The following is a 21054-nucleotide window of genomic DNA, read 5'->3' as shown; positions in this document are numbered from 1 at the left end:
CAGGCCGGCATCACCTGAATATCGGCGTATCCTAAAGTGAGGCGTCGGTCAGCGACTTTTCCAGCCCCGACAAATGAATGCCGCACTCGGTCTTGGCGTGCCCCGCCCAGCGGCCGCTGCGCGCATCCTCGCCCGGCTGCACCGGCTGCGTGCAGGGGAAGCAGCCGATCGAGAGATAGCCATAGGCGACCAGCGGATTTTCGCGCAGCGCATGCGCCCGCATATAGTCGGCCTGGTCCGATGTCGTCCAATGCGCCAGCGGATTGATGCGGATGCGCGAGCCAACGGCCTCGAAGACGGGCAAAGCCGTGCGCGTCGAAGCCTGGAAGCGCTTGCGCCCCGTGAACCAGGCGCGGAACGGTTCGACGCCGCGCGCCAGCGGCTCGACCTTGCGCACATTGCAGCAGGAATCGGTGTCGGTCTCGTGCAGCCTGCCGGTCGGGTCGACGCGCTGGAGCGCGGTCTCTTCCGGCTTGATCACCCTGATGTCGGTGAGGCCGAAATCAGCGACCAGCGCGTCGCGATAGCCGAGCGTCTCCTCGAAATGCTTGCCGGTGTCGAGAAAGATGACCGGCAGCGCGCGGTCGATCTCCGAAATCATGTGCAGCAGCACGGCGGAGTCCGCGCCGAAGGAAGACACCGCAGCGACCGCGCCGCGGAATTCGTGCGCCGACCGTTCGATGATCTCGATCGGCTTCAGATGGCCCAACAGCGCGTCGAGCCCCGCTGCCTCGGCGGCAACGCCGGTCTCGACTTCGCCTGTCCGGTCAAGCGGCCTTGGTTTCGCCAGCATAGAGCGCCTCCTTGAACGGCGCGGGACCGACACGGCGGTAGGCGTCGATGAAACGTTCGTCGGGACTGAGCCGAAGGCCGAGATAGGTATCGACGATCTGCTCGATGGCATCGGTGATCTCATCGGAGGAGAAGCCGCGGCCGATGATCTCGCCGACGGATGTGTTTTCGTCGGCCGAACCGCCGAGCGTCACCTGATAGAGCTCGGTGCCTTTCTTCTCCACGCCCAGAATGCCGATATGGCCGACATGGTGGTGGCCGCAGGCATTGATGCAGCCGGAGATCTTCAGCTTCAACTCGCCGATTTCGCGCTGCCGCTCCAGCGAGGCGAAGCGGCGCGAGATTTCCTGCGCCACCGGAATCGAGCGCGCCGTGGCCAGCGCGCAATAATCGAGGCCCGGGCAGGAGATGATGTCGCTGATCAGATTGGAATTGGCTGTCGCCAGGCCGATCTCGACCAGCGCGTCGTAGACCGCCTTGAGGTCGGCGCGCGCCACATGCGGCAGGATGAGGTTCTGTTCGTGGCTGACCCGCAATTCGTCGAAGGCGTATTTCTCGGCGATGTCGGCAACCGCTTCCATCTGGCTGTCCGTCGCGTCACCGGGCACCTCGCCGATGCCCTTGAGCGAGATCGTCACCGCCGCGTAGTCGGGATGGCGATGCGTCACGACATTCTGGTCGAGCCATTCCGAAAAGCTCTTGGAATCGAGCCTGGCCTGTTTCACCGCATCATCGCCTTCCGGCCGGGAAACCAGCGCCGGCGGCGCGAAATAAGCATTGATCGCCTGGATATCGGCTTCCGGCAGCTTGAGCTCGGCGTCCTTTAGCGCCTGCCACTCGGCCTCGACCTGGCGGGTGATCTCCTCCACGCCGGTCTCGTGCACCAGGATCTTGATGCGCGCTTTGAACTTGTTGTCGCGACGGCCGTAGAGGTTGTACACGCGCAGGATGGCCGTGCAGTAGGACAGCAACTCGGCCTCCGGCAGGAAGTCGCGGATCTTTCTCGCCACCATCGGCGTGCGGCCCTGGCCGCCGCCTATGTAGACGGCAAAGCCCAGCTCGCCGGCGGCGTTCTTTTTCAGATGCAGACCGATGTCATGCGTCTGGATGGCGGCGCGGTCGCGCTCGGCACCGGTCACCGCGATCTTGAACTTGCGCGGCAGGTACGAGAACTCGGGATGCACCGACGACCATTGGCGCAGGATTTCCGCATAGGGACGCGGATCGGCGACCTCGTCGGCGGCGGCTCCCGCGAAATGGTCGGCGGTGACGTTGCGGATGCAGTTGCCGCTGGTCTGGATGGCGTGCATCTCGACGCTCGCCAGATCGGCGAGGATCGCAGGGATGTCCGACAGCGCCGGCCAGTTGAACTGGATGTTCTGGCGCGTGGTGAAATGGCCGTAGCCCTTGTCGTATTTGCGCGCGATGTGGCCGAGCATGCGCAATTGCCTGCTGTTCAGCGTGCCGTAGGGCACGGCGATGCGCAGCATATAGGCGTGCAGCTGCAGATAGACGCCGTTCATCAGCCTGAGCGGCCGGAACTGGTCCTCGGTGATCTCGCCGGCAAGCCGGCGCTGCACCTGGTCGCTGAACTCGGCGACACGGGCGTGAACGAAATCCTGGTCGAACTCGTCGTAACGGTACATGCTTCGTCTTTCAGGGCGCGTCCGCCCGCTGCTTTTCTTGGGTTTAAGCCGCCCGGGCCGCTTCCGGGCTCGCCTGCTTGCCGAGATCGGTGCGGATGGTCGGGCCCGCGGCGCGGATCTTTTCGCGCAGCCGCACCGGCTCGACCAGGCCATCGACCACCGTGACGTCGATCAGGTTGACGTCAACCACCTCGTTGTTGGCGCCAGCCGCGGCACCGATCGCTTCCAGCCGGTCCTCCGCCGTCTTGTCATGCGCTATATCGGCGTGACCAACCGTCTCCGCCCAGCCGCCGTCGGCGTACCAGACGGCGATGCCGTCGGAGAGCCTGTTCGCGGTGAGAACCTTCATTGCCGGACTCCTTCGGCCACGGCTGAAGCCGCGCCCTCATGCTTATGTGCCGCGAGCGGCTCAGATTGTTCAAAATTGGCACCGGCGACGGCATCGCCGATGATCGTCATCACCGGTCCGGTGAGATCGGCGCGCTCCTCCAGCGACGGCAGGTCGGCAAGCGTGCCGTGGAAACGGCGGCGGTTGCCGAGGCTGGCATTCTCGACGACGGCAACTGCAGTATCCGGCGACAGTCCCGCTTCGATCAGCCGGCCGGCGACTTCCGCCGCGACCGAACGGCCCATATAGACGGCAACGGTCGCGCCCGAAATGGCAAGCTTGGCCCAGTCGGGCAGCGAGTTGCCCTTGAGGTCGTGGCCGGTGGTAAACACCATCGAGGACGAAACGCCGCGCAGCGTCAGCGGCAGCTCGAAGTCGGCGGCGGCGGCGAAGGCGGCGGTGACGCCCGGAACCACCTCATAGGCGATCCCGGCCTCGCGCAGCGCCGCCATCTCTTCGCCGGCACGGCCGAACACCAGCGGATCGCCGGACTTCAGCCGCACCACGCGCTTGCCGGCGCGGCCCAGCTCGATGAGCAGCGCGTTGATCTCTTCCTGGCTCTTGGAATGGCAACCCTTGCGTTTTCCCACCGGCAGGCGCTCGGCGTCGCGGCGGCCCATGGCGACGATCGCCTCCGGCACCAGCGCGTCGTAGACGATGGCGTCGGCCTCCAACAGCAGGCGATGCGCGCGCAAGGTCAAAAGGTCCTCCGCACCCGGACCGGCGCCGACCAGCGCGATATGTCCCTCGACCGGAGCATCGTGAGCCAAAAGCTCGAGCGCCGCGCCATGCGCCTCGGCGAGGTCGCCGGCTTCGATGGCCTTGGCCGGCGAACCGGCGAAGAAATCGCTCCAGAAGCGGCGGCGGCGATTGCCCTTCGGCAGGCTCTCGGCGGCGGCCCGGAAGGACGCGGCAAGTGCCGCCAGCCGGCCGAGCGACGGCGACAGCATGCGGTCGATGCGCCCGCGCAGCATCTGCGCCAGAACCGGTCCGGCGCCCTCTGTGCCGATGGCGATCGCCACCGGCGCCCGGTTGACCAATGCGGGCGTGAAGAAATCGCACAGCTCCGGACGATCCACGGCGTTGACCGCAATGCCCCGCCGCCGCGCGTCCTCGACGACGCGGCGATCGAGCGTCTCGTCGCCGCTGGCGGCGAACACCAGGGCGGCACCTTGGAGATGCGCGGCCTCATAGACTGCGTTGATGTGAACAGCGCCGGCCGACGCGATGAAATCCAGCAGGCCGTCGCTGGCATCGTCGGCAACGATGCGCAACACCGCGCTCGATTGCGAAAGCAGCCGCGCCTTGGCGAGCGCCTCCTCGCCATTGCCGACGATGACTACGGCTTCGCCGTCGACCCGCATGAAGACGGGAAAGGCATTGAGCTTGGCGTTGGCTGGCGACATGGCAATGAGCAATATTGGAATAGTTTGGCAGTTTTACGCGGCCACGCCCAAAATCAGAAGGCAAGCACTCGCGCGTCGCCGAACGGCAGGCAATCGCTTTTTCGCAACTGCGAAGGCCAAGAGAAAAAAATTCTACTTTGACGGTGAGACGGCCGGAGCGGCATAAGAAACAGCCTTGATCCGTCGTAATTTTTAGCGCGTGACCGAGAAAGCCGCAAAACAGTTTATTCTAAATTCTACTAAGTTAGTAGATTAAAGCTGACCCTGCGGGATAGGCGCTCGACCGAGTCTGCCGGAAGCGATCGAGACGCCATCTCCGGATCGGAACAATCATGCCTCGCGGCTCGTTTGCCTAGCAATCCATTTGCGGATCCCAAGCTCCATCTATCGGCAAGCAGCAAGCAAGGAGGAACGCCATGAGCATCAAGCTGAAACACGGACTGTGGGTCATCGTGGCTGATGGCGAAAAGGCGCTTTTCCTGCGCAACCAGGGCGACGCCAAGTTCCCGAACCTCGAAGTGGTGCAGGAGATGGAGCAGGAGAACCCCGCCACGCGCGAGCAAGGCAGCGACAAGCCGGGCCGCCAGAGCAACGAGGGTCCCCGCAGCGCCGTCGAGGAAACCGACTGGCACCGTCTCGGCAAGGAGCGCTTCGCCGTCGAGATTGCCGACCGGCTATACAAGCTGGCGCACCGCGGCGCGTTCGACGCGGTCGTGCTGATTGCGCCGCCGCAGGTGCTTGGCGAGATGCGCCAGAAGCTGCACAAGGAGGTTTGCGAGAAGGTGCAGGCGGAAATCCCGAAGACACTCACGAACCATACGATTCCCGACATCGAGAACCTGTTGCAAGCGGCATGAAGCGGCGAAAGGAAAGCGGCTGAGGGCAAAACAGGGTCCGGAAGCTGCCTCTGGCCGCGCGTCGCAGATTCCGCGCGAAGGACCTGCTTCAGCGTCGATTTCGGCGTGGCGATGGTTGCATCATCGCCGCTCCCACCATCATATTGCCGAAGGCGACGGCCTCGGCGGGCACCCATCCGGCATCGCAACTTTTCGAAAGGCGCGCAAAAGACAATGCCGCATGACACGCCCCTTATCGCCACCATCGTCGCCGGTCTGGGGCTTGCATTCGTCTTCGGGGCGCTAACCAACCGTTTCCGCATCCCGCCGCTCGTCGGCTATCTTGTCGCTGGCGTCCTTGTCGGTCCGAACACGCCCGGCTTCGTCGCCGACGCCAGCCTTGCCAATGAACTCGCGGAAATCGGCGTCATCCTTTTGATGTTCGGCGTCGGCCTGCATTTTTCGCTGAAGGACCTTCTGTCCGTCCGCGCCATCGCCGTGCCGGGCGCCATCGTGCAGATCGGCTTTGCGACACTGCTCGGCGTCGGACTTGCCTGGCTGCTCGGCTGGTCGCTGGGCGCCGGCCTGGTCTTCGGCCTGGCGCTTTCGGTCGCCTCGACCGTGGTGCTTTTGCGCGCCTTGCAGGAGCGGCGGCTGATCGAGACCGAGCGCGGCCGCATCGCCGTCGGCTGGCTGATCGTCGAGGATCTCGCCATGGTGCTGGCGCTGGTGCTCTTGCCAGCGCTCGCCGGCGTGCTCGGCGGCCAGCCCCAGGTCGACGACCATGCGAGCCTGCTTTCGCTGCCCACCAGCTATGGCATTTGGGGCGTGGTCGGCGTCACGCTCGCCAAGGTCGCCGCCTTCGTCGTCGTCATGCTGGTGGTCGGCCGCAGGGTCATTCCGTGGATCCTGCATTACGTCGCTCACACCGGCTCCCGGGAATTGTTCCGGCTCGCGGTGCTGGCCATCGCGCTCGGCGTCGCCTTCGGCGCGGCGAAGCTGTTCGGCGTCTCGCTGGCGCTCGGCGCCTTCTTCGCCGGCATGATCATGAGCGAATCCGAGCTCAGCCACCGCGCGGCGGAAGAATCGCTGCCGCTGCGCGACGCTTTCTCGGTGCTGTTCTTCGTCTCGGTCGGCATGCTGTTCGACCCGTTCAGCCTGATCAGCAACGGCCTGCCGATCCTCGCCACCTTGGCCATCATCGTCATCGGCAAGTCGATCGCCGCTTTCGTCATCGTCATTGTCTTCCGCTATCCGATCGCGACCGCGCTGATGATTTCGGCGAGCCTTGCCCAGATCGGCGAATTCTCCTTCATCCTGGCCGAGCTTGGCGTCGGCCTGAAACTGTTGCCCGAACAGGGCCGCGACCTGATCCTGGCTGGCGCCATTCTCTCGATCCTGCTCAATCCGCTGATGTTCCTCGTTGTCGACTGGGTGAAGCCGTGGCTGGAAAAGCACGCCGGCAAGGCCGCGCCGGCCGAAGAGCAAAGGCCTATCGGCCCGGCGACCGAGCCCGGCCAGGTCGCTTCGGTGTCGGCGGCTCCAGAAAAGGAAGACGGCCCGCCGCCGAAGACGACCCTCGCCGGCCATTCCATCCTCATCGGCTATGGTCGGGTCGGCAGCCTTGTGGGCGCTGCGCTGAAAGAAGCCGCCCTGCCCTTCCTGGTCATCGAGGACGCCGACAAGACGCTGGCCAAGCTGCGCGACGACGGCGTCGAGACCATCGCCGGCAACGCCGCCAATGCGGACGTCTTCGCGGCCGCCAACCCGGAGGGCGCCAAGCGGCTGATCCTCGCCATCCCCAATGCCTTCGAGGCCGGCCAGATCGTGCTTCGGGCCCGAGCCGCCAATCCGGCGATCAGCATCATTGCCCGCGCTCATTCCGACGCCGAGGTCGAGCATCTGAAAGGGCTCGGCGCAGACATCGTGATCATGGGCGAGCGCGAGATCGCCCGCGGCATCGTCGAGGTGGTGACCGGCAAGACCACCGATCCGGCCGCGCCTGGCATGGAGATCGATCCGCAGCCCGCTTGATGGATGTCAGGCCAGGAACGCGGAGCCGCCATTCTGCGCGATATCGCTGAGGTATTTTGCCGGCGGCTTGCCCAGCGCCTTTTTGAACATGGTGATGAAAGCGGTCACGGATTCATAGCCGAGATCGCCCGACACCTGCTGCACGCTGGCGCCGGAAGACAGCTCCCGAAGCGCCACGATCAGATGCAGCTGCTGGCGCCAGCGTCCGAAACTCAGGCCCGTCTCCTTCACAACGAGCCGCGCCAGGCTGCTCTCGCTGAGCGCGACGCGGCCGGCCCATTGCGCCAACGTGCTGCGATCGGCGGGGTCGTCGGCCAGCGCTTCGGCGATCCGCCGCAGCCGCGGCTCGGCCGAGATCGGCAAATGCAATTGCTGCACAGGCATGCGCGGCAGTTCCGCGAGCAGCACGCTCCCCAGGAAGTTGCCGCGCGCATCGTCCGGCGCGCACTCCGACAGTTCGATGATGAGCTCGCGCAGCAGCGGCGAGATCGAAAGCGTGCAGCACCGGTCCGGCAGGTCGGCGGCGCCGGGCTCGATATAGACGAAGAAAATCCGCGCATTCGCCGTCGCGATGTTGCTGTGTTCCATGCGGCTCGGCACCCACACCCCGCAATGCGGCGGCACCATCCAAAGCCCGCTCGCAACGCGGCAGGTGACGCCGCCGCCGAGCGCGAAGACGAGCTGCGCCTTGCGGTGCCAATGCTCACGCGCCTCGGCCCTGGTCTCGGTGACGTCGACGCCAACGGCCATCGCCGGCGCAGCCACATCGTCGACGTCGAAATCCAGCCAGGGCCAGCGAAGCGGCTGTCTCATCCTTGACTGCTTTCAGCGATCATCTGGCGTTATCTCTAAATTCTTCAACCAGGAAAGTCGATAGGCTCCAGCCAATTCGTCAATCGATCGCGACTCCCAAACGCCAATTTCAAAAGGATGGGCCCATGCTCGCTCTCGCCATCTCTTCCGACAGCCCCGACCGGCTGAAGCTCACCCAGGTCGATCACCCAAACTGCAATGGAAATGAAGCATTGGTGGCAGTTCATGCAACATCGTTGAATCGTGGCGAGCTGCGCCTGCTCGGCTTACGACCTGACGGGTGGATACCTGGCCAGGACATCGTCGGCATTGTCGAGCGCGCGGCGGCCGATGGCTCGGGCCCGACCGCGGGCACGCGCGTTGCCGCCTTGGTCGACCAGGCCGGCTGGGCCGAACGGGTCGCGATTCCGACCGATCGTCTTGCCGTCGTGCCGGACGCGGTCAGCTTCGCGTCCGCAGCCACGCTTCCGGTCGCGGGCACGACGGCGCTGAGAACCTTGCGCCATGGCGGCGATCTCGCCGGACAGCAGGTCCTGATCACCGGCGCAAGCGGCGCGGTCGGCCGCTTCCAGGTCCAGATCGCCAGCGAGCAAGGCGCTTCAGTGACAGCGGTCGCTTCGGCGCGGCATCACGATGACCTTCGCGATCTGGGCGCCGGGCAGGTCGTCGAGTCGATCGAACTGGCCGAGGGACCGTTTTCGCTGATCACCGAGTCGGTCGGCGGCAAAAGCCTCGCCAACGCGATCGAACGCGTCGCGCCCGGCGGGACCATCGTCATGTTCGGCTCCAGCAGCGGCGAGCTCACGCCGATCGGCTTCCGCCAATTCGTTCCCGGCCACGAAGGCGCGCGACTACAGACCTTCGCCTATTACACGTCCGGTTCAGCCATCGGCGCCGACATCGCCGCGCTGCTCGATCTGGTCGCCGCCGGCCGGCTGGAGACCCGCGTGGCCATGACCGTGCCGTGGGCGGAGATCGGCCGGGCCCTGGACGCGCTGCGGCAACGCAGCTTCAGCGGCAAGGCCGTTGTCACCATGGCCGGATGAGCGGAGTTCTTGGCGCCAGCCAATCAAACGTGCTGGCCGCCATTGATGTGGATCTCCGAGCCGGTGACGTAGGATGCCTGGCCCGAGCACAGGAAGAAGATGATGTCGGCAACTTCAGAGGTGGCGCCCAGCCGTCTCAGCGGGATCGTCTCGACTATTCTGTCGGTGCCGGGCGAAAGGATCGCCGTGTCGATCTCGCCCGGCGCGATGGCGTTGACGCGGATGCCGTGCGGGCCGAAGTCATGCGCCATCTCGCGAGTCAGCGAGCCCAGCGCCGCTTTCGACGTCGCATAGGCCGTGCCGGCGAACGGATGCACGCGGGTGCCGGCAATCGAGGTGACGTTGACGATCGAGCCCTTGGCAGCGGCGAGTTCCTTGAACAGCCCCCTTGCCAGCATGATCGGCGCGAAGAAATTGACCTGGAACACGTCGCGCCAGACATGCATCGGCGTCTCGATCGAGTCCATGCGCCTGCCGTCTTTCAGCTTCGGCGAAATGCCGGCGTTGTTGACCAGGGCGTGCAGCTGTCCGCCATGCGCCTCAAGCCGGTGACGGATTTCCGAAACGGCGATGCCGACATCCTCCTGGTCGGCGAGGTCGACCTTGATGTGGTCCTCGGGGCCGGCCGGCCACGGGCAATCCTCGGCGAAGGCCTGGCGCGAGCAGGTGATGACGCGCCAGCCCTCGCGCGAAAAGCGCTTCACCGTCGCATGGCCGATGCCGCGGCTGGCGCCGGTGAGCACGATTGTTTTTCTGCTGTCGGTCTCGGCCATGGTTTTGTCTCCGGCCGGACATGTAGCCGAAGGCGCTTGCCATTGCGAGAGGTGAAGTTGCCGCTCTAACCCCCGCTCAGAATATCGAGGATCGAAGTCTGGCGTTTTTTCGTCGGGCCGCCGACATTGCCGGGCGGCACCGGATGCTTGATCGAGGCGGTCTCGCCGCTGTCGCTCGGCATATCGAAGCCGGCGGCATCGACCGTCTCGGCAGGTCGCGCGGTCCGCACTGGGCGTGCGGGCGCCTGGGCGACAGGCTGCGATCGAGCAGCAGGCTGTGACTGGCCGACGGCCGCCGGCGGCGCAGGCGGCGGCTGCGAGGCGTCCGCCGACGGGATCTCGTCCGGCACGATCGTGTCGGACGGCGTCGACTTCCAGGTGCCGGGCAGCGGCCGCACCGGCACGCCCTCATGCGCGGCCACCATGAATTCGTGCCAGGCCTGCGCCGGCAGGGCGCCGCCGGTGACCTTCTTCATCGGGCTGCCGTCGTCATTGCCGAACCACACGCCCGTCGTGAGATTGGCGGTGTAGCCGACGAACCAGGCGTCGCGCGAGTTCTGGCTGGTGCCGGTCTTGCCGGCCGACGGCCAATTGAAGGCCGCCTTCTTGGCGGTGCCGATCTCGACCGTGCCGGTCATCATCGAATTCATCATGCCGACGGTGTCGGCCTTGACGACGCGCGGCGCGCTGCCGCCGCTGTTCTCGTAAAGCACCTTGCCGTCGCCGGTGGTGATGCGGCGGATGAAATGGACGTCCGGCTTGTAGCCGCCATTGGCGAACGGGACGTAGGCGGAAGTCAGCTCCAGCGGCGTCACCTCCGAGGTGCCGAGCGCGATCGAGGTGTTGGCCTGCAAGTCGGACTGGATGCCCATGCGATGCGCGGCTTCCACCACCGCGTCGGGCCCGACTTCCATGGTGAGCTGCGCCGCCACTGAGTTCAGCGACTTGGCCAGCGCCGTCGCCAGCGTCACCTTGCCGTAATATTTGCCGCCGTAATTGTCCGGCGTCCATTTGCCGATTTTGATCGGCGCGTCGTTGCGGATGCTGTCCGGCGTGCGGCCGGCCTCCAGCGCCGCCATGTAGACGAACGGCTTGAAGGCCGAGCCCGGCTGCCGGCGCGCTTCCGAGGCGCGGTCGAACTGGCTGGTCGAATAATCATAGCCGCCGACCATGGCGCGCACCGCGCCGGAATCATCGATCGACACCAGCGCGCCTTGGCTGACGTTGAGCTTCTTACCGCTTTCGTCGATCAGCCGGCGGATCGACTGTTCGGCAAGCTTCTGCAGGGTCAAGTCGACAGTGGTGTCGACGACGATGTCGCCGCGCACCTCGCCGATGAGATCGGGAAGCTCCTCCATCACCGTGTCGGCGACATAGTTCTCGGAGCCGGTCCAGTAGGACGGCGCGCGCGTCGCCGGCGCGCTCAGCGCCACCTTATATTCCTTATCACTGATCTTGCCTTCCGCGCGCATGGCCGCGAGCACGAGTTGCGCCCGCTCCTCGGCCGCTTTGGGATCGCGTGCCGGCGAAAGCTTGGACGGCGCCTTGAGCAGCCCGGCCAGCAACGCGGCCTCCGAAAGGCTCACGTCGCGCGCGCTCTTGCCGAAATAGCGCCGCGAAGCCGCTTCCACGCCATAGGCTCCGGATCCGAAATAGACCCGGTTGAGATACATTTCGAGGATCTGGTCCTTGCTGTGCTTGTGTTCGAGCCACAGCGCCAGAAGCACTTCCTGCACCTTGCGCTCCAGCGTGCGGTCCGGCGTCAGGAACAGGTTCTTGGCCAGCTGCTGCGTCAGCGTCGAGCCGCCCTGCGAGAAATGGCCGCCGAGAACGTTGGTGACCATGGCGCGTGAAAGCCCGATCGGATCGATGCCGAAATGCGAATAGAAGCGACGGTCCTCGATGGCGACGACGGCTTGCGGGATATAAGGCGACATTTCGTGCAGGCCGACCGCCTCGCCGCCCGACATGCCGCGATTGGCGATCAGCCCGCCATCGACCGAGACGATCTTGATGTTGGGCGCGCGGTCGGGGATCGACCAGGTGGTCGCCGCCGGCATCTTGGCGCCGTAATAGACGACGATGCCGGCCGCCGCGATGCCGCCCCAGATGCAGAACACGAAGCACCAGTAGACCAGGCGGGTGGCGATGCCAAGCAAGCCCCGCCGGCTGCGGTCGCGGCCGCGACCGCGTGATTTCACCTTTGCGGATCTGCCCTTCGCAGCGGATTTACGGGTGCGCGGCACGACGCGATCCTCCTCGCTCACCGAAAAGCCCTCGGAAGATTTCGCGCGCGGCGATCCCTCGAAGCTCGGTTCGATGCGACTGTCCCTGCGGTTCGCCATGTGCTCTTGCTTGTCTGTCCCCGATGCCGATGGCGTTCGGGTTGCAGAGTAGATGCGGCGGTTTAAGGGCGGGTTAAAGCAGGGTTTATGCAGCGTCTTGAAAACCCTTAGGATTTTCTGAATCCAACGGCATCGCACCGTCCTTCGCTGTCGAATCCATCGCCTGCGGGGCGCCGTATTATCGCGGGTGGACGGTTGCTCAAAGTCCCGCTGCCTTGGCCAGATAGGGCGCCAGCGCCAGCGCGTAGGTTGCCGTGAGATGATGGTTGTCGCGCAGCACGACGATGTTGCCGACCACCGCCGGGCAGCTGTCCTTGCTGCATAGCGCATCGTTCATGTCGACCAAGGTCACCCCGGCCACGGACCGGGCGGCGAGCGCGTAGATGTTTTCCCGTTCGACCTCGGCGCGAGGATTGATGCATTTGGCCGGGTCCGTGCCCAGGCAGGTGCGCGGGTCGAACAGGCTAAAAGGTGTGTTGCGGATGGCGACGACGCGCACGCCCTGACTTGTGAGCTCGCCCCAGACGCTGCGCAATCCCTCAATCATCGCACCCTGGGTAACGCTGGTATAATTGCTCTGGCTGGTGATCACGAAATCGGGCTTCAATTTGGCGATTTCAGCGAGAACTTTCTCCCGCCACAGCGCGCATTGCTGATACGGCTTGCCGTCGTCAAGGATAGTGACCCGGGTTACCGGGCATGCCGCCTTGGTGAAGGCGACGAGCTTCCATTTTCTGTCCTTGGCGATTTTGTCGACTGCCGGCACCCATTGCGCCGCGTGGGAATCGCCCATCACGACGATGGTCCTTGTCCCCGTCGGGTCGCCGAGCAGGCAACCGGTCGCGTCAGTTCCCTTCTGTTCCTGATGACATTTCATCCTGTAGATGACGGGCACGTCGCTGCCTATCTTGCTCAAGGGCGGCAGCGGCTTGACGCCCTGGGGGACGACAGCGTTCGCCAGCAAGGCCGCAGGTCCCGGATAATTCGGCGTTCCGATCAGTCCGGTGTCGATGGGCTGGCGGTCGATCGCGTAGACGAGTCCGCCGGCCACCGCCACGCACAACCCCACCGCCACCGTGCCGTCGATCAGTGGCCGCCATGCCGGGGACGAGCGCGAATGGCGATAGGGCTGTTCGACGAAGCGGTAGGAGAGTTCGGAAACCACCAGGGTGGCGACGATCAGCAGAAGACCATCGGCAAGGTCGATGGCGCCGCGCTGCGCGGCGTAAAAAATGATCAGCGGCCAATGCCACAGGTAGATCGAATAGGAGCGATCGCCGATATAGCGCAGCATGGCGATGTCGAGGCCGCGGAAGCGGCCGATGCGTACGCTACCGGCCGCAATGATCAAGGCCGCGCCGAGTGTCGGCAGCAGTGCCTTGAAGCCCGGAAAATCGGTCGACCTTGAAAACAGCATCGCCGATGCGAGCGCCGCAAAGATGCCGGCGACAGCCATCGCTGTCCGCACGCGACCGTTTGGCCGGAAGCGGTCGGGGGTCAGTGCCAGCAGCCCGCCAAGGGCCAGCTCCCAGACCCGCGTATGGGTGACGAAATAGGCCCATGCCGGATCGGATCGGGTGAGAGCGACGGAAGCCGCCAGTGAGCCCGCCATGACCACGCCGAGCATGAAGGTGACCATTTGCACGGGTGAGGCCCCGCGACGCCTGGCCCACCACAGGGCCGCCATCATCAGCAGCGGCCAGACGATGTAGAACTGCTCCTCGATCGACAGCGACCAGAAATGCTGCACGGGGCTCGGCCCGTCCTCGGCGCCGAGATAATCCACGGCCTGTTCGGCAAGCCGCCAGTTCTGCATGTAGAGCGCGCTTGCGATCACCTGTTTGGCGGTTTCTTCCCACCATGCGTCCGACACGAACAGCAGCGTTCCAGCGAGCGTGACCAGGAGGGCGACGATCGCCGCCGGCAGCAGCCGCCTGACCCGGCGCGTGTAAAAGCCGACGAGCGAGATGCCGTCCTCGCTGAGCGCCATGCGGGTGAGCAGGCCGGTGATCAGGAAGCCGGAGATGACGAAGAAGATGTCGACCCCGACATAGCCGCCGGGGAGTGCTGCCGGCCAGATGTGGAAAATCACCACAAAGGCGACGGCAAGCCCGCGCAGCCCCTGTATCTCCGGCCGAAATCCCCCCGGCGCAATGTCGTCTCGCAAAGCCGGTCTAGCCCCTCACCGCGCCGGCCTCCCGGCTGGCCACCATGGTCAATTCTGCTGGATCGAAATGCCCTTGTCGTCGATCTTGAGCTCGACGCCTTTCGGCCTGGTCTGCTCGCGATAGACATAGATGCCGAGCGCGATGACAATCGCGACCAGCGCCCCGATGATGAGATAGAGCGTGTTCTGTCTCATTGCGCCCCCTTGTTGCGGCCAAGCCTCGCGCCCGCCCTGAAATTGTCAGGTGAGGATCGCCTACTGGCCGTCGTCCCCATCATCGGTTGCCGGCCGCCAGCTCGTCGGTTCGACTTTCTTCTGCGTGTCGCTGTCGGTGTAGACCCACCAGCCGCCGTCGCGATATTGCCCGACGGATTCATTGACGACACCGTCGCGGTCCTTCCACATGATCATGACTTTGGAGCCGTCCTTGGGCGCGCTCGCGATCGGTTTGCGCTCTGCCATTTCACTTCTCCACGGGCTGGGTCGACGGACCTTCGTCCCTCAACTATGTGCGAAAATATCTTCCTCAGCCCAGCCCATAAGGTCGAGCTTGGCGCGCGTCGGCAGGAAACGGAAGCAGGCGTCCGCCTCCTTGGTGCGGTTCTCGCGCGCCAGGCGCGCGCCCAGCACCTCGCGCAACCTGTGCAGGTAGAGCACGTCCGAGGCGGCATATTCGAGCTGTTCGGGCGAGAGCGTCTCGGCCGCCCAGTCGGAGGATTGCTGGACCTTGGACAGGCCGATGCCGAGCAGTTCGCCACAGAGATCCTTCAGCCCGTGGCGGTCGGTATAGGTGCGGGTGAGCCGTGAGGCGATCTTGGTGCAGAACACCGGCTCGGCCATCACGCCGAAGGCATGATAGAGCACGGCGATGTCGAAGCGGCCGTAGTGAAACAGCTTGGTGATCGTGTTGTTTCGCAACAGGCTGGCGAGGTTCGGCGCCTCCTTCTGGCCTGGTGCGATCTGGATGACATCGGCGCTGCCGTCGCCGGGCGAGATCTGCACCACGCAGAGCCGGTCGCGATGCGGGTTGAGCCCCAGCGTTTCCGTGTCGATGGCCACCGCCCCGACATTGTAGCGCGACAGGTCGGGCAGATCGTTTTTGTGGAAACGGATATCGGTCATTCTCTTCTCCCGGTCGCGGCTGCGGCGTTGCGCATCCTCGCAACGCCGCGGCACTTCGCGCTAGCTAATTCGTCCTCGCCGCGATCCGAAGAAAAATCAACAGAAAGTTGAATTTCAAGGTTTTCGTGATTTTCGCTCAGCGGGTCAGCGCGTCGAGAATGCGCGCCCAGGACCGCTGCCCCTTGTGGAACGAGGTCAGCTCATACTTCTCGTTCGGCGAATGAATGCGGTCGTCGTCGAGGCCGAAGCCGACCAGCAGCGATTCCATGCCGAGATAGGTCTGGAAATCGCCGACCACGGGAATGGAGCCGCCGCCGCCGGTGGTGACCGCCTGCTTCTCCCATTCGTCGGACAGCGCATCCTTGGCCTTGGCCAGGAACGGCGAGTCGTAGGAGAGCTGGATCGCCGGCGAGCCGCCATGCGGGTGGAATTCGACCGAGCAGTCGCCGGGAATGCGTTCGCGCACGAAGGTCTGGAAGGCGGCGCGGATCTTCTTTGGATCCTGCTTGTGAACGAGCCGGAACGACACTTTCGCCGACGCTTGCGCCGCGATTACCGTCTTGAAACCCTTGCCGGTATAACCGCCGATGATGCCGTTGAATTCCGCGGTCGGCCGCGCCCAGGTGAGCTCGAGCACCGAGCGGCCCTTCTCGCCGGCGGGAATGGAGAGGCCGACCGGTCCGAGGAAGGTCTCGGCCGTCTCGCCAAGTCCCTCCCAGGATTTCAGCACTTGGCTAGGCGTCTCCTCGACGCCGTCATAGAAGCCCGCAATGGTGACGCGGCCGTCCTTGTCGTGAATATCCGCCAGCACCTTGGCCAGGATGCGGATCGGATTGGCGGCCGGGCCGCCATAGAGGCCCGAATGCAGGTCGCGATTGGCCGCCTTGACGGTGATCTCCTCGCCAACCATGCCGCGCAGCGACACGCAGATCGACGGCGTCTCGCGGTTCCACATGCTGGTGTCGCAGACCAGCGCGAAATCCGCCTTCAGCTCGGCGGCGTTGGCTTCCAGGAACGGCTTCAGCGACGGCGAGCCGGATTCCTCCTCGCCTTCGACCAGGATGGTGACGCGGCAAGGCAGGTTGCCATGCACCTGCTTCCACGCGCGGCAGGCCTCGACGAAGGTCATCAGCTGCCCCTTGTCGTCGGCCGAGCCGCGCCCGGTGATCACTTTGCGGCCGGGCTCGATCTCCTTGATCGAAGGCGCAAACGGATCGGTTCCCCACAATTCGATCGGATCGACCGGCTGGACGTCATAGTGGCCATAGAACAGCACATGCGGCGCGCCCGCCGGTCCCTCGTGATGCGCCACCACCATCGGATGTCCGGGCGTATCGCGCACACTGGCGTCGAAGCCGATCAGCTTGAGCTCGGCGACCAGCCATTCGGCGCCCGCGCGGCAATCGGCGGCAAAGGCCGGATCGGTGGAGATCGACTTGATGCCGAGCAGGCCGAACAGCCGCTCCAGGCTCTGGTCGAGATTCTGGTCGAGACGGTCGAGGACGGGGGAAATTCTGGACATGCTTTTTGCCTTTCGATTTTGGGCAGACCCTAAAGGGCCATGCCGAAAACGAAAAGCCCGCGATCATTGGACCAAGCGGCAAAGGCTTGCCTGAAGGCAAAAAAGAACCGCCGTGGTGGAGGGGGAACCACGGCGGTCTCCACTCGAAACGTTGCGGCAGCCCGGAGAGGGGGGATAGGCTGCCGCAGTTTGCCCGGGATAGGCGGGGGACGGGCCTTACTCCGGACTTCGGCGAAAAACTGCCGATGACGTGTATTTGGGTCTGTGAACATGGCGATTCAAGGGCACGAAAATTACACTTTTGTAACATACCCGTGAGCGGCAAATTTCCAGCCGGACAGGATGTGTCAGGGGTGTTGCCCGAACCGGTGGGTTCCACAGCCTTAGCCATGGACCGCGAAGCCGGGCCGCGCTATCCCTGCCGGCATGAAAAAAGGCGATCACCTCTTCCTCGTCGACGGCTCCGGCTACATTTTCCGCGCCTATCACGCGCTGCCGCCGCTCAACCGCAAATCCGACGGCCTGCCGACCAGCGCCGTGCTCGGCTTCTGCAACATGGTGTGGAAGCTGATGCAGGACGCCCGCAACACCGATGTCGGCGTGGTGCCGACGCATTTCGCCGTCATCTTCGACTATTCGTCGAAAACCTTCCGCAGCGATCTCTACCCCGAATACAAGGCCAACCGCTCTGCGCCGCCGGAAGACCTGATCCCGCAATTTGGCCTGATCCGCCAGGCGACCGCAGCCTTCAATGTCCCTTGCATAGAGACGGAGGGTTTTGAAGCCGACGATATCATCGCGACTTATTGCCGGCTGGCTTGCGAAGCCGGCGCTGATACCACCATCATCTCCTCCGACAAGGATCTGATGCAGTTGGTCGGTCCGACGGTCGGCATGTACGACCCGATGAAGGATCGCCAGATCGGCATTCCCGAGGTGATCGAGAAATGGGGCGTGCCGCCCGAAAAGATGATCGACCTGCAGGCGCTGACCGGCGACTCGGTCGACAATGTTCCGGGCGTGCCGGGCATCGGCCCGAAGACCGCGGCGCAATTGCTGGAACAGTTCGGCGACCTTGACGGGCTGCTGGCGCGCGCTTCGGAGATCAAGCAGGAGAAACGGCGCGAGACCATCATCGCCAATGCCGATAAGGCGCGCATCTCGCGCGAGTTGGTGACGTTGAAGAACGACGTGCCGCTGAAGGAAGGGCTGGACGATCTTGTCCTGCATGCGCCGGATGGCCCGAAGCTGATCGGCTTCCTGAAGACGATGGAGTTCACCACACTGACCCGACGCGTCGCCGAAGCGACCGCAACCGACATTGGCGACGTCCAGGCCACCGCCGTCACCATCGAGCGCGCCGATACCGCGCATGGCCCCGATGTCGGCGCCGGCGCCCCGCCGGTGCCAAGGCCGGCGGCCGCGCCGAACGATGCCGCAAAGCCGGCGGCGCCGGTCAGGGGCGAGGACGCGCCGCCACAAGGCGATACCCCATCGCTCCTCTCTGCCCTGCGGCTGGAGCAGGCGGCCGCTCGCAAGATCGACCCTTCGGCCTATGCCCCCATCCGCGACACGGCCGCGCTCGAGGCCTGGATAGCCGAAGCCCGCGACGCCGGTGTCCTTGCGTTCGACGCCGAGACCAGCTCGTCCGACCCGATGCGGGCGGACCTGATCGGCCTGTCCATGGCGCTCGCGCCTGGCCGCGCCGTCTATGTGCCGCTCGCCCACAAGAGCGGCAATGGCGATCTGCTCGGCGGCGGCATGCTGGAGAACCAGATCCCGGTCCGCAAGGCGCTGGCGCTGCTGAAGCCGCTGCTTGAGGACCGATCGGTCCTCAAGATCGTCCAGGATATGAAATACGACATCGTCGTGATGAGCCGGCACGGCATCGAGATCGGTCCGTTCGACGACACAATGCTGATCTCCTACGTGCTCGATGCCGGCACATCCGGCGGTCACGACCTCGTCTCGCTGTCGGAGAAATGGCTCGGCCACGCGCCTGCCTCGAAGAAGGAACTCGCCGGCTCGGGCAAGAGCGCCATCGGCTTCGATCAGGTCGATATCGAACGCGCGACTGCCTATGCCGGCGAGCAGGCCGATCTGGCGCTGCAGCTCTGGCGGGTGCTGAAGCCGAGGCTTGCCGCCAAGGGCCTCGTTTCCGTCTATGAGCGTCTGGAAAGGCCGCTTGTGCCCGTGCTTGCCCGCATGGAGCAGCGCGGCATCTCGGTCGACCGCCAGATCCTGTCGCGGCTTTCCGGCGAGCTGGCTCAAGGCGCGGCCCGCGTCGAGGAAGAGATCTACGGGATCGTCGGCGAGCGCATCAACATCGGCTCGCCGAAACAGCTCGGCGACATATTGTTCGGCAAGATGGGGCTGCCAGGCGGCTCGAAGACCAAGACCGGCCAATGGTCGACCTCGGCCCAGCTTTTAGAAGATCTCGCCGCCGAGGGCCACGAGCTGCCGCGCAAGATCGTCGACTGGCGCCAGCTCACCAAGCTGAAGTCGACCTATACCGACGCGCTGCCCGGTTTCATCAACCCCGGCACCAATCGCGTCCACACTTCCTATGCGCTGGCAGCAACCACCACCGGGCGGCTGTCATCCTCCGATCCCAATTTGCAGAACATCCCGGTGCGCACGGCGGAAGGCCGCAAGATCAGGACCGCCTTCATTGCGGAGAAAGGCCACAAGCTGGTCTCGGCCGACTACAGCCAGATCGAATTGCGCGTGCTTGCCCATGTCGCCGAGATCCCACAGCTCAAGCAGGCCTTCGCCGACGGCGCCGACATTCATGCCATCACCGCGTCGGAAATGTTCAATGTGCCGGTCGAAGGCATGCCTTCGGAAGTGCGCCGGCGCGCCAAGGCGATCAATTTCGGCATCATCTACGGCATCTCGGCCTTCGGCCTCGCCAACCAGCTGTCGATCCCGCGCGAAGAGGCGGGCGCCTACATCAAACGCTATTTCGAGCGTTTTCCGGGCATCCGGGACTATATCGAGGAGACCAAGGCCTATGCGCGGGAGAACGGTTTCGTCGAGACAATCTTCGGCCGCCGCATCCACTATCCGGAGATAAGGGCTTCCAACCCGTCGGTGCGCGCCTTCAACGAGCGCGCCTCAATCAACGCCAGGCTCCAGGGCACCGCCGCCGACATTATCCGCCGCGCCATGGTGCATATGGAAGAAGCGCTGGACAAGGCGAAGCTCTCCGCCCGTATGCTGTTGCAGGTGCATGACGAGTTGATCTTCGAAACGGTGGAAGCGGAGGTCGAGGCGACGATCCCCGTGGTGCGCAAGGTGATGGAGAATGCGCCGATGCCGGCGGTCTCGATGTCGGTGCCGCTGCATGTCGATGCGCGGGCCGCCGACAACTGGGACGAGGCGCATTAGGCGTCTCACGTTCGTTCGTCATCCACGGGCGGAGCAAGGAGCGAAGCGACGCGCGCAGACCCGAGGATCCATGCCGCGACGCGCGCCGTAGTGCGCGGCGGTTGTGGATAGCTTGCCGAGCACGCCGCTTGTCAATGCAGATTCTGCACCGTGGCGGTGCGTGTATGTCACGGAATGGATACTAGGGTCTGCGCGCGTCGCTTCGCTCCTTGCTCCGCCCTAGTATGACGAAGTGAAGGCTTACGCCGCTTCGGCCCTGCACTTGGCGCACACACCGCGAAACTCGATCACCGCCTTCTTGGCGGCAAATCCCGTCGAGCGCACCCATTCGTCCAGCCGGTGGCCGACATCGTGGTCGGACATCTCGGTCACCTGGCCGCAATTGTCGCAAATGGCGAAGGCCGTCATCGAATGGCTGTGGTCGTGCGGCTCGGCGCAGGCGACGAAGGAGTTTAGGCTTTCGAGCCGGTGCACGAAGCCGGACTTCACCAGCGTGTCGAGCGCCCGGTAGACCTGCAGCGGCGCGCGGAAACCGCGCTCGCGCAGCTGGTCGAGCAAAGTATAGGCGCTGAGCGGTCCGCTGGACGCCTCGAGCTTCTCGAGCACGCAGAGCTGGTTCTTGGTCAGCGCATCTCTTGCCGTCATCTTGTTCGCCCAATCGACGCTCGCGGCATATCTCGCATGCGAACGACTTCAATTCCCCTGAGATAACGACGAACGAGCGATTTTGCCACTGTTTCCGCAGCGCATCCCTTCTGGTGCGCGCCCCGACGA

17 protein-coding genes are annotated in these 21054 nt (G+C 64.7%); 4 read left to right on the top strand and 13 right to left on the bottom strand.

Annotated features, from left to right (window positions below; all coding sequences use genetic code 11):
- Positions 1-31: 31 nt before the first annotated feature.
- Genes LB520_RS22170 through cysG form a run of 4 tightly spaced genes read right to left on the bottom strand, consistent with a single transcriptional unit; the run spans position 32 to position 4232 of the window.
- Positions 32-793 (bottom strand): phosphoadenylyl-sulfate reductase, encoded by a 762-nt coding sequence (locus LB520_RS22170; protein ID WP_095769247.1) that lies wholly within the window; start codon positions 791-793, stop codon positions 32-34.
- Positions 768-2438, bottom strand: coding sequence for a nitrite/sulfite reductase (locus LB520_RS22165; RefSeq protein ID WP_140688229.1), 1671 nt, complete (start codon positions 2436-2438; stop codon positions 768-770). The genes LB520_RS22170 and LB520_RS22165 overlap by 26 nt, the downstream gene beginning before the upstream one ends.
- Before the next feature lie 43 nt (positions 2439-2481).
- Positions 2482-2787, bottom strand: a complete 306-nt coding sequence (locus tag LB520_RS22160; RefSeq protein ID WP_140547052.1) for a DUF2849 domain-containing protein — start codon at positions 2785-2787, stop codon at positions 2482-2484.
- On the bottom strand, positions 2784-4232 hold the full coding sequence (cysG, locus tag LB520_RS22155; RefSeq protein WP_224639279.1) for a siroheme synthase CysG: 1449 nt from the start codon (positions 4230-4232) through the stop codon (positions 2784-2786). The genes LB520_RS22160 and cysG overlap by 4 nt, the downstream gene beginning before the upstream one ends.
- A gap of 416 nt (positions 4233-4648) precedes the next feature.
- Here cysG and LB520_RS22150 point away from each other — a divergent pair, with 416 nt between their 5' ends.
- Positions 4649-5089 (top strand): host attachment family protein, encoded by a 441-nt coding sequence (locus LB520_RS22150; RefSeq protein WP_095769243.1) that lies wholly within the window; start codon positions 4649-4651, stop codon positions 5087-5089.
- A gap of 213 nt (positions 5090-5302) precedes the next feature.
- A complete protein-coding gene (ybaL, locus tag LB520_RS22145; protein ID WP_224639277.1) occupies positions 5303-7102 on the top strand; it encodes a YbaL family putative K(+) efflux transporter in 1800 nt (599 codons plus the stop codon).
- A gap of 6 nt (positions 7103-7108) precedes the next feature.
- Here the strand turns inward: ybaL and LB520_RS22140 are convergent, their stop codons facing one another.
- On the bottom strand, positions 7109-7915 hold the full coding sequence (locus LB520_RS22140; protein WP_224532238.1) for an AraC family transcriptional regulator: 807 nt from the start codon (positions 7913-7915) through the stop codon (positions 7109-7111).
- Between the two features lie 125 nt (positions 7916-8040).
- Between LB520_RS22140 and LB520_RS22135 the strand changes: the two genes are divergently transcribed.
- Positions 8041-8961, top strand: a complete 921-nt coding sequence (locus LB520_RS22135; protein WP_224639275.1) for a zinc-binding dehydrogenase — start codon at positions 8041-8043, stop codon at positions 8959-8961.
- Positions 8962-8984: 23 nt separating this feature from the next.
- Here the strand turns inward: LB520_RS22135 and LB520_RS22130 are convergent, their stop codons facing one another.
- The 7 genes from LB520_RS22130 to LB520_RS22100 form a co-directional block, all read right to left on the bottom strand.
- Positions 8985-9734, bottom strand: a complete 750-nt coding sequence (locus LB520_RS22130; RefSeq protein ID WP_095769240.1) for an SDR family NAD(P)-dependent oxidoreductase — start codon at positions 9732-9734, stop codon at positions 8985-8987.
- 65 nt (positions 9735-9799) lie between these two features.
- Entirely contained in the window at positions 9800-12079 is a 2280-nt protein-coding gene (locus LB520_RS22125; RefSeq protein ID WP_224639273.1) for a transglycosylase domain-containing protein, read from the bottom strand.
- A gap of 199 nt (positions 12080-12278) precedes the next feature.
- Positions 12279-14246, bottom strand: a complete 1968-nt coding sequence (locus LB520_RS22120) for an acyltransferase family protein (protein WP_224639260.1) — start codon at positions 14244-14246, stop codon at positions 12279-12281.
- 48 nt (positions 14247-14294) lie between these two features.
- On the bottom strand, positions 14295-14441 hold the full coding sequence (locus tag LB520_RS22115; RefSeq protein ID WP_095769237.1) for a hypothetical protein: 147 nt from the start codon (positions 14439-14441) through the stop codon (positions 14295-14297).
- A gap of 60 nt (positions 14442-14501) precedes the next feature.
- Positions 14502-14708, bottom strand: coding sequence for a hypothetical protein (locus LB520_RS22110; RefSeq protein WP_224639258.1), 207 nt, complete (start codon positions 14706-14708; stop codon positions 14502-14504).
- Between the two features lie 39 nt (positions 14709-14747).
- On the bottom strand, positions 14748-15368 hold the full coding sequence (locus tag LB520_RS22105; RefSeq protein WP_095769235.1) for a ribonuclease D: 621 nt from the start codon (positions 15366-15368) through the stop codon (positions 14748-14750).
- A gap of 136 nt (positions 15369-15504) precedes the next feature.
- Complete coding sequence (locus LB520_RS22100; RefSeq protein ID WP_224639257.1) at positions 15505-16890, bottom strand: M20/M25/M40 family metallo-hydrolase; 1386 nt, start codon at positions 16888-16890, stop codon at positions 15505-15507.
- A gap of 426 nt (positions 16891-17316) precedes the next feature.
- Here LB520_RS22100 and polA point away from each other — a divergent pair, with 426 nt between their 5' ends.
- Positions 17317-20280: a DNA polymerase I gene (gene polA / locus LB520_RS22095; RefSeq protein ID WP_224639255.1), complete on the top strand. Its 2964-nt coding sequence runs from the start codon at positions 17317-17319 to the stop codon at positions 20278-20280.
- Between the two features lie 240 nt (positions 20281-20520).
- Here polA and LB520_RS22090 read toward each other — a convergent pair whose 3' ends face one another.
- A complete protein-coding gene (locus LB520_RS22090) occupies positions 20521-20925 on the bottom strand; it encodes a Fur family transcriptional regulator (RefSeq protein WP_042640862.1) in 405 nt (134 codons plus the stop codon).
- Positions 20926-21054: the final 129 nt, after the last annotated feature.

Source organism: Mesorhizobium sp. CA12, assembly GCF_020165255.1.
In the GTDB taxonomy this organism is placed as follows: Bacteria; Pseudomonadota; Alphaproteobacteria; order Rhizobiales; family Rhizobiaceae; genus Mesorhizobium.
Note: the sequence above shows the minus strand (reverse complement) of the source record. Positions and strands in the feature narration are given on the sequence as shown.

What these genes read in the sequence shown, in the direction of transcription:
- LB520_RS22170 (WP_095769247.1), bottom strand. Translation starts at nt 793, where the DNA reads ATGCTGGCGAAACCAAGGCCGCTTGACCGGACAGGCGAAGTCGAGACC.
- LB520_RS22165 (WP_140688229.1), bottom strand. Translation starts at nt 2,438, where the DNA reads ATGTACCGTTACGACGAGTTCGACCAGGATTTCGTTCACGCCCGTGTC.
- LB520_RS22160 (WP_140547052.1), bottom strand. Translation starts at nt 2,787, where the DNA reads ATGAAGGTTCTCACCGCGAACAGGCTCTCCGACGGCATCGCCGTCTGG.
- cysG (WP_224639279.1), bottom strand. Translation starts at nt 4,232, where the DNA reads ATGTCGCCAGCCAACGCCAAGCTCAATGCCTTTCCCGTCTTCATGCGG.
- LB520_RS22150 (WP_095769243.1), top strand. Translation starts at nt 4,649, where the DNA reads ATGAGCATCAAGCTGAAACACGGACTGTGGGTCATCGTGGCTGATGGC.
- ybaL (WP_224639277.1), top strand. Translation starts at nt 5,303, where the DNA reads ATGCCGCATGACACGCCCCTTATCGCCACCATCGTCGCCGGTCTGGGG.
- LB520_RS22140 (WP_224532238.1), bottom strand. Translation starts at nt 7,915, where the DNA reads ATGAGACAGCCGCTTCGCTGGCCCTGGCTGGATTTCGACGTCGACGAT.
- LB520_RS22135 (WP_224639275.1), top strand. Translation starts at nt 8,041, where the DNA reads ATGCTCGCTCTCGCCATCTCTTCCGACAGCCCCGACCGGCTGAAGCTC.
- LB520_RS22130 (WP_095769240.1), bottom strand. Translation starts at nt 9,734, where the DNA reads ATGGCCGAGACCGACAGCAGAAAAACAATCGTGCTCACCGGCGCCAGC.
- LB520_RS22125 (WP_224639273.1), bottom strand. Translation starts at nt 12,079, where the DNA reads ATGGCGAACCGCAGGGACAGTCGCATCGAACCGAGCTTCGAGGGATCG.
- LB520_RS22115 (WP_095769237.1), bottom strand. Translation starts at nt 14,441, where the DNA reads ATGAGACAGAACACGCTCTATCTCATCATCGGGGCGCTGGTCGCGATT.
- LB520_RS22110 (WP_224639258.1), bottom strand. Translation starts at nt 14,708, where the DNA reads ATGGCAGAGCGCAAACCGATCGCGAGCGCGCCCAAGGACGGCTCCAAA.
- LB520_RS22105 (WP_095769235.1), bottom strand. Translation starts at nt 15,368, where the DNA reads ATGACCGATATCCGTTTCCACAAAAACGATCTGCCCGACCTGTCGCGC.
- LB520_RS22100 (WP_224639257.1), bottom strand. Translation starts at nt 16,890, where the DNA reads ATGTCCAGAATTTCCCCCGTCCTCGACCGTCTCGACCAGAATCTCGAC.
- polA (WP_224639255.1), top strand. Translation starts at nt 17,317, where the DNA reads ATGAAAAAAGGCGATCACCTCTTCCTCGTCGACGGCTCCGGCTACATT.
- LB520_RS22090 (WP_042640862.1), bottom strand. Translation starts at nt 20,925, where the DNA reads ATGACGGCAAGAGATGCGCTGACCAAGAACCAGCTCTGCGTGCTCGAG.